The sequence below is a fragment of the Trueperaceae bacterium genome (assembly GCA_002707365.1).
In the GTDB taxonomy this organism is placed as follows: Bacteria; Deinococcota; Deinococci; order Deinococcales; family Trueperaceae; genus UBA6957.
On the sequence record PAMQ01000003.1, the window covers coordinates 23,118 to 36,499 of the forward strand.

Annotated in this window: 10 protein-coding genes; 8 read left to right on the top strand and 2 right to left on the bottom strand. The window is 47.2% G+C overall.

Features of this window, described 5'->3' with window-relative positions; all coding sequences use genetic code 11:
* Window positions 1-320 precede the first annotated feature (320 nt).
* From CMO31_00310 to CMO31_00345, 8 genes are all read left to right on the top strand, one after another.
* Window positions 321-974 carry a cytochrome C gene (locus CMO31_00310; GenBank protein MAZ52447.1) on the top strand — a complete coding sequence of 218 codons (654 nt, stop codon included), beginning with the start codon at window positions 321-323 and terminating at the stop codon, window positions 972-974.
* A complete protein-coding gene (locus CMO31_00315; protein MAZ52448.1) occupies window positions 971-3,952 on the top strand; it encodes a molybdopterin oxidoreductase in 2,982 nt (993 codons plus the stop codon). The genes CMO31_00310 and CMO31_00315 overlap by 4 nt, the downstream gene beginning before the upstream one ends.
* The gene (locus CMO31_00320; protein MAZ52449.1) at window positions 3,952-5,394 is read left to right on the top strand and encodes a hydrogenase; all 1,443 of its coding nucleotides are present in this window, start codon (window positions 3,952-3,954) and stop codon (window positions 5,392-5,394) included. Before CMO31_00315 ends, CMO31_00320 begins: the two co-directional genes overlap by 1 nt.
* Window positions 5,391-5,939, top strand: coding sequence for a hypothetical protein (locus CMO31_00325; GenBank protein ID MAZ52450.1), 549 nt, complete (start codon window positions 5,391-5,393; stop codon window positions 5,937-5,939). The genes CMO31_00320 and CMO31_00325 overlap by 4 nt, the downstream gene beginning before the upstream one ends.
* Window positions 5,939-6,535 carry a quinol:cytochrome C oxidoreductase gene (locus CMO31_00330; protein ID MAZ52451.1) on the top strand — a complete coding sequence of 199 codons (597 nt, stop codon included), beginning with the start codon at window positions 5,939-5,941 and terminating at the stop codon, window positions 6,533-6,535. The genes CMO31_00325 and CMO31_00330 overlap by 1 nt, the downstream gene beginning before the upstream one ends.
* Window positions 6,535-7,716, top strand: coding sequence for a hypothetical protein (locus CMO31_00335; GenBank protein MAZ52452.1), 1,182 nt, complete (start codon window positions 6,535-6,537; stop codon window positions 7,714-7,716). Before CMO31_00330 ends, CMO31_00335 begins: the two co-directional genes overlap by 1 nt.
* A 373-nt stretch (window positions 7,717-8,089) precedes the next feature.
* The gene (locus CMO31_00340) at window positions 8,090-8,503 is read left to right on the top strand and encodes a cytochrome C biogenesis protein CcsB (GenBank protein ID MAZ52453.1); all 414 of its coding nucleotides are present in this window, start codon (window positions 8,090-8,092) and stop codon (window positions 8,501-8,503) included.
* A gap of 58 nt (window positions 8,504-8,561) precedes the next feature.
* On the top strand, window positions 8,562-9,764 hold the full coding sequence (locus CMO31_00345; GenBank protein MAZ52454.1) for an aspartate aminotransferase: 1,203 nt from the start codon (window positions 8,562-8,564) through the stop codon (window positions 9,762-9,764).
* A 189-nt stretch (window positions 9,765-9,953) separates the two neighbouring features.
* On the opposite strand, the gene CMO31_00350 is transcribed toward CMO31_00345, so the two are convergent.
* Complete coding sequence (locus CMO31_00350) at window positions 9,954-11,906, bottom strand: DNA topoisomerase IV subunit B (GenBank protein MAZ52455.1); 1,953 nt, start codon at window positions 11,904-11,906, stop codon at window positions 9,954-9,956.
* 197 nt (window positions 11,907-12,103) lie between these two features.
* On the bottom strand, window positions 12,104-13,357 hold the full coding sequence (locus tag CMO31_00355) for a glutamate-5-semialdehyde dehydrogenase (protein ID MAZ52456.1): 1,254 nt from the start codon (window positions 13,355-13,357) through the stop codon (window positions 12,104-12,106).
* Between the last annotated feature and the right edge of the window lie 25 nt (window positions 13,358-13,382).

Genomic DNA, 13,382 nt, shown 5'->3' on the forward strand with positions numbered 1-13,382 from the left:
AGTCGCCTCTTCCGCCTGGCTAGTCCAAATCAAACTAGCTAACTAATCGTTTAATTCTTTTTTAAATTTAATTCATACATGTCAGGTATAGATTAAATGCGTCCAATGCAATGTCAAATACCACCCAGCCTTCAGCAATACTTATGTTAAATTGTAAGGGGTAGAACACTTTAAGTGCTTCGAGCGCCTAAAGCCCTTGCATTTAGGTGCTCTTTCCTGGAGGTAGGTCTGTACAACAGTAAACACCTTTCCACTGGCCGGACGTGGATAGCAAAACTATCTTTCGAATATTTCGTCTGCAAGACTGGTAGAGGCGCCTGATGCCGCAATATTTTCCACCTATAGCTAATGCCTTTGCGAAATGGACCGTTATCGGCGGTTTTATCTTTACGGTGTTATTGGTAATTACGCTCGTTATTTTTGCAAGAACTAGTAATAATAAGGTTGGCGTCCCAGTAGAACAACCAGTCGCTTTCGAACACAGTCTTCATGCCGGTGAACTTGGCTTAGATTGTCGTTACTGCCACTCCTCGGTTGAAATCGCGGCTACGGCTAGCATTCCCCCCACCGAAACGTGTATGACCTGTCACTCCCAAATACGCGTTGGTGCTCCCGCGTTACAAACCGTACTGGAGAGCTGGGAAAACAATACTCCGATCCGGTGGAATCGAGTACACGACCTAGCTGACTTTGTGTACTTCGATCACAGTGCCCATGTTGCCAACGGCGTGGGTTGTCGTTCATGCCACGGTCAGGTTGACGAGATGGCCGGAATCTGGAAGGCTGAACCGCTTACGATGGGGTGGTGCCTCGACTGCCACCGTACGCCCGAGCAGTTCGTCCGTCACCGTAGCGAGGTATTCAACATGTCATATAAACCCCCAGCCAATCAACGTGATCTTGGAGGCGAGTTGGTCAAGACATACCATATAGCCTCTGACAAGCTCCCTCAGTGTTCGACGTGTCACCGATGAGCACTGAACCCAGCATCTCATTAATTAGGCAAAAGCTTGAGTCGAGTTCTGGTAAAGACTTCTGGAAGGGACTGGATGAACTAGGTGAGACTGAGGAATTTACCGAATTCCTAGAGAAGGAATTCCCTCGGCAAGCTGCCCCTCTCGCCAGCGCCGTAGACCGTCGCGACTTTCTTAAGATTTTAGGAGCCTCTTTAGCTTTCGCCGGCCTTTCCGCTTGCGCACGACCGGGGGCACCTAGTGAGAAGATAGTTCCTTACGTAAAAGCTCCGGAAGAAATGATACCGGGTCAACCGCTGTTTTTTTCCACAGCTATCAATAATGGTGGTTATGCTGAAGGCATCCTTGTAGAAAGTCACCAAGGCAGACCTACTAAGATAGAAGGAAACCCCGATCATCCAGCCAGCCTTGGCGCGACCAGCGCTCGGACCCAAGCCACCGTGCTAACAGTTTATGACCCCGACCGCAGTCAATTCATTTCCGAAAACGGCGATCAGCGGACCTGGGCTGAATTCACGGAAGCTTTAGAAACCGCTCTGAGGACCCTCGATAATGGTGTTGGCTTGGCCATTCTTACTGAAACGGTAACCTCCCCTTCGTTGAGTAGCCTTTTGAATCAGGTGATTTCCCGGTACCCAGGGGCAGCATGGTATCAATATGACCCTACTCACGACGATGCAGCTACCAAAGCTGCCGAAGCATCTTTCGGCCAAGCTGTGAGCATCCAACACGATTTCAGTAAGGCTGATGTAATCCTTTCTTTCGATTTTGACTTTACAAATGAGGGCCCCGGTAATCTACGCTACGCTAAAGACTTTTCGCGCAAAAGGCGAATTAGACAGGCTGGTGAGGAAATGAACCGCCTCTACCAGTTGGAAAGCTTTCCAAGTCCAACGGGGGCTTTAGCAGACCATCGGATACCGCTTAACCCCTCGGAAATCGCCGCTTTTGCAGCTAATGTCGCCCGGGGCTTGGGCATAGATGCTCCTGACGTCCCCCTTCCAAGTGATACCGAGTCCTACCTAGAAGCAGTTCTGGAGGATTTGCAATCAAATAAAGGCAATAGTTTGGTATTGGCAGGACCTAATCAATCACCGGATTTACACGTACTTACTCATTCCATAAACGAGGTACTTGGCAATATTGGTAACACAGTCACGATTCACGAGCCGGTGGAAGTGAACCCTGTAGACCAAACTGCGTCCCTAAACGCGTTGAGTGACAGACTTTCCAACGGCGAGGTTCAGGTTCTATTGGTTTTAGGAGGGAATCCTGCCTACAATGCCCCAGTTGGATTGGGTCTTAAAGAATCGATTAAAGCCGTTCCCTTCAGCCTTCACCTTGGTGATTATCGGGATGAAACTGGAGTTCTCACCACATGGCATGTCAACCGAGCTCACTATTTGGAAGCATGGGCCGACTCAAGAGCCTATGACGGGACCGTTACGATACAGCAACCCTTGATCTCTCCGTTTTACGGAGGTCGCTCTGATCTCGAAATTTTAGCAGCAGCATTAGGAAAACCGAACGCAACGCCTTACGAGACTGTCCAAGACCACTGGAAGCAGCAGGTGTCAGGAGATTTTGACGCGTTTTGGCGCTCGGCCCTTCATTCGGGAACGCTTGAAGGAACTAGCGCGAAGCGTTTAGATTTAAAACCTAACCTTCTCGAAGTGCATTTCCCTGAAAGTTCGGGAACAAGGATCCTCGTGCGGCCTGACCCGACCATTTGGGACGGTCGACACTCCAATAATGGATGGTTGCAGGAGTTACCCAAGCCCTTCAATAAAATCACTTGGGAAAACGCAGCGTATTTATCACCTAGGACGGCTGAAGAATTAGGGGTAAGAAGTCATCAACTTTTGAACCTATCGGTTGGCGAACGAACAGTTACGGTTCCAGCTTGGGTCCAGCCTGGACAGGCAAAAGATACAGTTGTATTAACGATGGGTTACGGTCGACAGGAGGCCGGCCGGATCGGTAACAACATAGGGGTAGATGCCTTTTCTCTTCTTAACGGTGACGAAAACTTCGATGCGCCAGTTCAAATCGAATTTGCCAAAGGCAAGGCACGGTTAGCGACGACACAAGTCCATCAGAACCTGAATGGGACTGGAGAACGTAGGCATATTATTCGATCTGGGACAATCGGTGAACTTAACGAACATCCTGATCACGTACCATTTGTTCATCCAGTCGAACATCACACTGAGGACCTTTATCCAGATTACGAATACAATGGCTACGCTTGGGGCATGGTAATCGATATGACTGTGTGTAACGGTTGTAATGCCTGTATTACAGCTTGCCAATCAGAAAACAATATACCTATTGTCGGGAAAGAGCAGGTGCTTATTGGTCGTGAATTACATTGGATCCGGGTAGATAACTACTATCGCGGGGACATTGACGACCCAGAAATACACCATCAGCCAATGCCTTGTCAGCAATGTGAAAAGGCTCCATGCGAACCGGTATGTCCCGTTGGCGCAACCGTACATGACCACGAGGGGCTAAATGTTATGGTCTATAACCGTTGTGTCGGAACACGCTACTGTTCCAATAACTGCCCCTACAAAGTACGTCGCTTCAATTTCCTGCAGTACGCTGAGCTAGATACCACTTCAACAGAATTATCCTTAGCCAATAATCCAGATGTGACGGTGCGTAGCCGTGGGGTCATGGAAAAATGCACCTACTGCACACAACGAATTTCTCAAGCCCGGATCACGGCGGACAACGAAGATCGCAAAATTCTTGACGGCGAAATCATTACGGCTTGTCAGGGCGCTTGTCCCATGGAAGCAATTGTTTTTGGAGATATTAATGACGCTACCAGCGATGTTTCTATCGCAAAAACCTCCCCGCTGAACTACACAATGCTTGAAGAATTGCAAACAAAGCCACGTACAAGCTACTTAGCGAAGGTAACCAACCCCCATCCTCTCCTCGCACCAAAACAATCGGGTAGCCACTGATGGGTTTAGCCTCCGGGGACAGGGACCTTGTTGAGACCCAACGAGTAATTGGTAACGGGCAGACATACGGCAATGTTGACGATGTAATCAATGACCCGGTTCTAGCTGGGCCGTTCAAAACCCCTATGTGGTGGTGGGTAGGCTTTGGCATAGCAGGAGCCTTCCTGGTCATGTACTTAGTCTCGATTGTCTGGTTAATCACAAAAGGCACAGGAATTTGGGGTAATAACGTTCCCGTGGCCTGGGGAATGCCCATCATCAATTTTGTCTGGTGGATCGGAATTGGGCACGCAGGAACTTTGATCTCAGCTGCTTTGCTACTTTTCCGCCAACCTTGGCGCACCTCGATAAATCGTTTTGCCGAAGCCATGACAATATTTGCTGTAGTGTGCGCAGGACTCTACCCCATTCTTCACTTGGGCCGGCCGTGGGTGTTTTATTGGTTGATGCCCTATCCTAATACCTATGGACTTTTTCCCCAATTCAGGAGCCCACTTGACTGGGACGTTTTTGCTATAGCCACGTACGGGAGTGTTTCTGTACTTTTCTGGTTCATTGGTCTTGTGCCAGATCTAGCTACCTTAAGAGACCGTGCGCAAAGTAAATTTCAACGTCTCCTTTACAGCATCCTGTGTTTAGGTTGGAATGGTTCCGCAAAGGGGTGGCAACGCTATCAAAGGGCATACCTACTCCTAGCAGCCTTGTCATTTCCTCTTGTCTTATCTGTGCACAGTACAATCGCAATGGATTTCGCTGTAGCCCAGGTACCTGGATGGAACAACACCGTAATGCCGCCGTACTTCGTTGCTGGCGCCGTATTCGCGGGGTTCGCCATGGTTCTTATCCTTGCCATCCCTCTAAGAAGGGCCTTCGGTCTGGAAAAGCTCATAACTATGCGCCACCTTGATAACTCAGCAAAATTAATGTTGGCCACGGGACTGGTTGTCGTTTATGGGTATGCTGTTGAAATTTTCATGGCTTGGTATAGCGGGGTGGAATTCGAACGGTATATGATCTTTAATCGAATCCTCGGAGCAGACCACTGGTGGGCTTTTTGGCTACTGATTCTTTGCAATGCAGTTGCAATCCAACCTCTTTGGTTCAGGGCTGTCCGTCAAAGTCCATTTGCTTTGTTTATTATTTCGATTATCGTATCGATCGGAATGTGGCTCGAACGCTTCGTAATTATTTCCGTTACGCTTACTAAAGACTTTCTCCCCTCTTCCTGGGGAGACTATAAGTCAACTTTTTGGGATTGGTCGCTTTATCTTGGCTCTTTTGGTTTATTCACCGTACTATTCCTACTTTTTATCCGCCTGTTACCGGCAATAGCCTCTACGGAAATGAAAGAACTCATTCACCACGATAAACATCATGGTAGTGATTCTTTCGAAGATATCCGCCTCGATTACTTCAAACAACCTAAGGAGTCAGGACATTGAGTGTCTCTAACTTCAAATCCCCCCTTTATGGATTGGTCGCCGAATACAGTGAACCTGAAAGCGTCACAGACGCCGCGAATATGGCCCGAAAAGCTGGTTATACCGCAATTGATGCCTACACTCCATTTCCAGTAGAAGGCCTTGATGCTGCTTTAGGTATGGAGCCGACTCGCCTGGGTTGGGTAGTTTTGGCGGCTGGAATTCTAGGTGGATTAGCTGGATTCTTCATGCAGTGGTTCGCGAACGTAGAGTTCTACCCGCTTAACCTAGGAGGTAAGCCTTTAAATAGTTGGCCGAATTTTGTTGTGATTACCTTCGAGTGCACGGTGCTCATCTCGGCCTTCACAGCGGGGCTATTTATGCTAGGCCGTAACGGCCTGCCGAGGGCATACCACCCGATCTTCAACACCCCAAATTTCGAAGCCGCGACCCGTGACCGCTTCTTTCTCTGTATTGAAGCTACCGATGAGAACTTCGATTTGGTGGGTACCAAAGATTTCTTAAACGAAACCGCCCCGAATGCCATATCCGAGGTGAACCTATAATGATTGGTTCCCCTTCAAGGCGCCTGTCTGTCCTCCTAACTACCGTTACGCTAATCCTTCTTTTAACTGGCTGCGGGATGAATATGTTTGACCAGCCGAAGGCAGAAGTTTATGAAGAAAGCCCATATTTCGACAATGGTTCCTCTTCACGCGAATTAATCGAAGGTACCGTTTCCCGTTCGGAAGGCGCGGTAGCCGTATCATATTTAACTGGCTCAGATGAAAACGGCCTACTCACCGAAGTGCCGTTAGACCTTACTATCGAACTTCTCTATCGTGGCCAAGAGCGCTTCAACATATATTGTGCTCCTTGTCATAACTACAATGGTGACGGGAATGGAGTTATAGTCCAAAAGGGATTCCCTCAACCAACTAGCTTTCATGTGGATCGCCTCCGCACGGCCCCCGTTGGATACTTTTACAGCGCTATAACCAACGGCTTCGGTCGGATGTTCAGCTACGCATCGAGAGTACCCCCAGAAGACCGTTGGGCAATAACTGCCTATATAAGAGCCTTACAGCTCAGTCAATTTGCTGGACCCGAAGATCGGATCCAAAATACAACCCTCGAACCCAACCTAGGGGAGGTTCAGTAATGCAGGTGGGACCGTCGTATTTAACCCTCGGTCGACTAAAAACCGGTGCTCTCGGTATAGCGATCGTTGCTCTCATGCTGACTTTGATAAGGGCTATCGGATCAACAGAGAACTTTTTCGAATCATACCTTCTTTCCTTTCTATTTTGGTTAGGGTTAGCCTTAGGATGCTTCGTTCTGTTGTTGGTTGTTCATCTAGCCGGTGGTTCATGGGGTGCGATTATCCGAAGGCCCCTAGAAGCGGGAGTTGCCGTCATCCCCTTGATGGCTCTATTGTTTATCCCGTTGTTATTTGGCTTAGACCAACTGTTCTCATGGACTGACCCTGAGTACCTCAAAAGTCATCCTACAGTTGCTATAAAAACGGGATTGTACCTAAACATTCCTTTTTTCATTGTTAGGGCAGCCCTCTATTTTGTCTTATGGTTAGCCGGAGCCATTATATTTATACGTCTATCTGGACAACAAGATAATACGCACCTCAATAGCGGAAAGATTGCTTATAGAATGAAAGGTTTCGCTGGCGTATGGATAGTGATTTACATTCTTACCATGACATTTGCAGCTACAGATTGGGCAATGTCCTTAACTCCTGTTTTTTGGTCAGGCATCTACCCCGTCATCCTTATGATCAGCCAAGCCATTACAGGCATGGCCTTCATAATCATTGTGATGTCTCTTCTATCCCGAAAATTACCTCAAATAAATGCATTATTGACCGGTAAACGGCTGCAGGATTACGGAAATTTTCTCATGGCTTTTACAATGTTTTGGGCCTACACAAGCTTTTCTCAACTAATAATTCTGTGGTCAAATAATGTTGTCGAAACGGCGAGCTGGTACGTCCTCAGGCTAGGAACTGGTTGGAATATCGTAGCGGGTTCACTTCTAGTCTTTGGTTTCTTCGCACCCTTCCTGATTCTTTTCTCTAGGTGGGTAAAGCGGAAAAAACTAACCCTCTCTCTAGTGGCCGTTTGGGCTATCGTAGTTCAAATTACCAATATATTTTGGTTCATAGTTCCAACCTTTGCACGTACCGGAATCCAAATTACAACCTTAGACATCACAATATTTATCGGTATAGGGGGCCTTTGGTTATGGGTCTTTGCCCATGCTCTGGCCGCTCGTCCAATCATTCCACTCAACGATCCAAGGATATCCCAGGTGACCTCTAATGGCTGAACCCACCCGCCAATATATTTTCAACGAAGGTCAAATTCGGACCATGTTTATTGCCGCAAGCATTCTTTCCATCTCGGTAATCGTGGCACTCTTATTGCTATTATCTACACGACCACAAGGTCAACTAGAGCAACCTGACCGCACTATTTTTCTTCGTACTTTGAGTAAGGCCACCAGTACCCTCCATACCACTGGGGCCCCCGAGGAAGCTCTCTCTAACCGGATCGATATCGAACAGGCCATGCAGCTAGTAGCCACCCGCGGAGCGGCTTTCCCATTTACCTTAACGGAAACAGCCATTTTGACCGAAGATACCTCTTCAGACGGTGCAACAACTTCCCCTCCAGAAAACAACACTGAAACGCAGGTCCCCGTGGCAACTCTTGACGGCGGAGTTGTTTACAACAATTGCTTGGGTTGCCACCAGGCGAATGGAGCGGGAATTCCTGGGGTTTTCCCTTCCTTGGTGACTCACGCACCAATACTTTTCAATGCACAAAGTTCCGAACTTAGCGGTCGAACCTATCTAATCCATCTCTTGCTCTTCGGGCTTCAGGGAGAAATTACCGCCGGGGGTATAACTTATAAAGGAATTATGCCTGCATGGCCTCAACTTTCCAATGCCGAGATTGCTGCTGTTCTTAACCACATTCTGTCGAATTGGGAAAATAGTAGCCTCTTGAACCAATTTGTACCTTACACTGCTGAAGAAATCGCAGAACAAAGAGATTTAGGCCTAACCCCACAAGACGTGTACTTAGAGCGGAAAACACTTTCTCTTCCCTAATCCCGAGAAAGTATTTTCCGCTATCAGGAAAACCAATTTAAGCAACCGGAGGCACGTCATGAATTCTCAGTTGGCAACCAGAATGGCTCGTCTCGGTACGGAAACCGCCTTTGCAGTTTCTGAAGACGCAAACAACTTCAAAGCTGAAGGAAATAAAGTTTATCCTTTTCACCTGGGCGATATCGATCTCCCAACCCCTGCAAACATTATAGAGGCAGCCCACAGAGCCATGATAGACGGCAAAACTGGCTACGACCCCTCAGCCGGTATCATGCCACTACGGGAACTCCTAGCAAGCACCATTGGAAGGGATCGTGACGTAAACTACGGTCCCGAAAATGTCGCCGTTCAACCAGGCGGCAAACCAGTGATTAGTAAATTTTTAGAGATTTTCATGAACCCAGGCGATAGCGTACTCTATCCAAATCCGGGATTTCCAATTTACGAATCACAAATAAACTACCTTGGAGGCAAAGCTGTTCCCTACGCCTATAAGCCGAGCGACACTGGATTCAAAATCGATCGCGAGGCCCTTGAGAAAAGCATTAATAATTCCACTCGCGCAATAATATACAACAACTACCAGAACCCGTTAGGCGCTGAATCTTCGCCAGAAGAGATGGCCTGGTTGGCTGAGGTCTGCCTCAAACACGACCTAATGGTCCTGTCGGATGAGGCCTACTATCATATCCTTTACAGTGGTCAACCCCAAAGCATTGTATCGATTCCAGGCATGAAAGAACGTACTATTATCCTGCAAACTTTTTCGAAAACCTACGCTATGACTGGCTGGCGCTTAGGCGCAGCCATAGGTCCTTCTATGTTTATTGACCAAATAGCAAAACTCAATGTGAATATAGAGTCCTGTACAAATCATTTCATCCAATATGCTGGTATCGAAGCTTTGGAGGGGGACCAAACTGGTACTTCGGAAATCTTGGGAACCCTCAAGGCCCGGCGAGACCTTTTATTTAAAGAGCTAAGCACTATTGGTGGCCTAAATGTATCTAACCCTAACTCTACGTTCTATCTGTTTCCGGATGTCACCTCTATCTACGAAAAATCCGGTGCCGACTCTCTCGAGATTTTTCGGTTAGATACCCTGCGTAACACCGGAGTTGCATTTTGTACCCGAGAGCATTTTGGAAGTCCTCATCCAGAAGAGGATCGTGTTTTCCTTCGTTTCGCCTTTTCTGGAATACCAGAAACAAGCATTACCGAAGGCCTGGCTGGCCTGAAAGCCTATTGGGAAGCCCTTTAATTCTGTAGACCTTTGTTTAAGTTTTGATTTGGTGCTCCAAAGTTTCTAAACTTTTTTGCCTAAAAGCCTTAATTATGAAGCTTGTAGTGACTCCCTCTCCCAAGAGCAATTCGAATAACCACACTACGGGCCTATAGCTCACAATAAGTGGGTTTGCCTTTCTTTTGCGAAGCGTTATCTCCCGAGGACCTAAAGATCTAATTGAGCTAGATGCGCATTATCTTCAATAAATTCCCGTCTTGGTAATACTTCGCTACCCATCAACATTTCGAACGTCTCGCTGGCTTCAAAAGCATCATCGATAGTGACCCGGAGTAGTACGCGAGTTTCGGGATTCATTGTGGTTTCCCAGAGCTGCTCGGGATTCATTTCGCCTAAACCTTTAAACCGTTGGACCTCGTAGCGCCGTCCCTTACTTTCTTTGAGGGTTTTCTGAAGACCTACTTCGTCGTAAACATACGCTAGTTCCTTGCTCCTACCAAATCTGACTCCATATAGAGGAGGCTGTGCGATATATAAGTAACCAGCGTCGATTAAAGGCCTCATATAACGGTATAAGAAGGTCATTAAAAGTGTTCTAATGTGACTACCGTCAACATCGGCATCGGTCATAATGATTATCCGGTGATACCGGACATCTTCTAGATTAAAGTAACTATCATCACCTGTACCTTCAATACCAGCTCCAATGGCAGCAACCATGGCTCTGATCTCAGCATTTTGGAGAATTTTTCCAATGTTAGCCTTTTCTACGTTAAGGATTTTACCCCGCAGTGGCAAAATAGCCTGAAATCTTCGTTCTCGGCCCTGCTTAGCACTTCCGCCCGCAGAATCACCCTCAACGATATATATCTCGCTCACAGTGGGGTCTTCTGCCTGACAGTCCGCAAGCTTGCCTGGTAATTCATCGTTGTCTAGAGGATTAGCTCTACGCACCAAATCTCGCGCCTTCCGGGCCGCCTCTCTGGCTTTAGCTGCGTTCGCTGCCTTTTCTATAATAGTTTTGTCAACCCGAGGGTTCTCTTCTAGATACTCCCCAAATTTTTCATAGACCACGGATTGGACGGCTGTCTGGGCCTCTGGATTCAAAAGTTTAACCTTGGCCTGAGACTCGAACTGAGGCTCAGACAATTTCACAGATATGACACAGGATATACCTTCTAGAAAATCTTCCCCAGTAGGAGCTGCCTCCCCTTTTTTAACTAGATTCTTCGATTTAGCATAATTATTAAGAACCCGGGTATAGGCCGTCTTAAAACCGGTCAGATGGGTTCCGCCATCCCGATTTGTTATCATGTTGGCATACGTGAGTACAGTTTGGCTGTAGTCATTGGTATGTATTAAACCAACCTCAACCTCGATCTCCTCATTGGTTCCTTGAACTTGGACATCGGCCCGACTACGTAAGAAAACGGGATCATCATAAATGGTCTTGCTATCGCCACCAATGTCCGCAGCAAAAGCACCGACTCCCCCCTCCTCAAGAAATTCTTCTTTCCTGTTATCGTTATTGCGTAAATCGACAAGGACGAATCGAACTCCTCCGGTGAGATACGCCAATTCACGAAGTCGCCGGCGAATCCGTTGGTACTCGAATGACCGTACGTCCCTAAATACTTCTGGGTCAGGGCAGAAAGACACGGTCGATCCGGTATCTTCCTTTTTAACCTTACCGACCTCCTGGGTCGGGAAGGTTACCTCTCCATTTTCAAATCGAATACGGTATTGCTTACCGGACTTGCGAACTTCTGCCTCTAAAAAAGTAGATAAGGCATTTACAACAGAACTACCTACCCCATGGAGCCCTCCAGACACTTTGTAGGCGGCCGAATCAAACTTTCCGCCAGCATGAAGTTCCGTAAAGATAACTTCAATTGCAGGTCGGCCTTCTTTTTTCATCATCTCGACTGGAATCCCACGACCGTTATCATCGACAGATGCCGAACCATCACTATTGAGCGTGACTGTTACTGTATCGGCATATCCGGCCAGAGCTTCATCAACTGCATTGTCGATAATCTCAGTCAATAATTGATGGTAACCGTCCAGTCCAGTACCGCCTTGGACATACATCGCCGGCCTTTTCCTTACACCTTCGAGACCTTTGAGCACTTTGATGCTATCGGCTGTGTATTCAGTCAACTCGATGCCTCCGGGAAAATCTAATTGGGGATCTTTAAGTATACGAAGCAAATCTCAATTGCACACAATGATTTTACCGCGTTTAGCCCAATTGCGTCAAACGATTAACGAGGTCAGGGACGTGAGATTTGTCATTTCCGTTAGAAATTTTCAAGTTCTAATACAAAGCCCTGCATAACTAAAGAACTTTGGTCGAGCTATTCCCTTATCTGACCTTCACCTTCGACCAGATATTTATGAGTTACGATCTCATTAAGTCCCATGGGGCCCCGCGCGTGAAGTTTCTGAGTAGAGATTCCGATTTCCGCACCAAACCCGAAAATGTAGCCATCGGTAAACCTAGTCGAGCTGTTTACGAACACGGCAGCAGCGTCGACCTGATCTAAAAATAATTTGGTTGAAACTTTGTTGGCCGAGATAATAGCCTCGCTATGTTGAGTTCCATAGGTATTAATATGGAGGATAGCTTGTTCCACTGAGTCGACTATTCGCACAGCTATTTTAAGATCCAGGTATTCCTCGCCCCAATCTTTTTCGGTTGCGGCACTAGCCTCGGCAAATTTTTCCCGCGTTTTTTCACATCCCACTATTTCCACTCCGGCTCCCTTAAGTTTTCGTAGCAAGCTAGTCAAGACTTCGGAAGAAAACTTTTTGTGAACGAGGAGGGTCTCCACAGAATTACACACACCAGGGCGCTGGACTTTTGCGTTCATTACTATAGGGATAACCATCTGATGATCTGCCGAAGAATCGATAAAGATATGACAATTCCCAATCCCGGTTTCTATCACAGGTACTTTAGCGTTTTCTACGACGTGATCGATAAGCGAACCACCGCCACGTGGAATAACTAAATCTATTTTGCCTCTGGCGCTGAGAAGTTTCGTAACCATCGCTCTCTCTGCCGAATCGACCAGTTGAACCGCATCAGCTGGTATGGAGCATCCCTCAAGGGCTCGCCGGATTACAGCGACGATTGCACGATTGCTAGACAACGCATTGCTGGATCCACGAAGAACGGCGGCACTACCCGCTTTTAGAGCGAGGCTAGCGGCATCAACCGTCACGTTAGGACGAGACTCATAAATCATCGCGATTACCCCGAAAGGTACAGTGATCTTCTGAATCTCTAACCCGTTGCTAATTTGCCATTGATCAACGACTCGATGGAGTGGGTCTGGTAATCTTGATATTTCGACAACAGCGTCTGCAATATCTTGAATTCGATTGCTGGAAAGTTCAAGCCGGTCGACAAGAGCTGCGGATGTACCGCGTGTTAGCTCTTGCTTTACATCGTACGAATTGGCCTTGAGGATTGTTTTTTTCTCAGCAACTATAGCTTCTGCTATTGCGACGAGTCCAGCATCACGATCAGCATTACTAAGTGACCGACTAGCAATTCTAGCCTTTGAAAGTGAAGAATCTAGGTCCTTTTCCGTCCAAACTTTCATGAATTTACTATATCACACCTCCCAT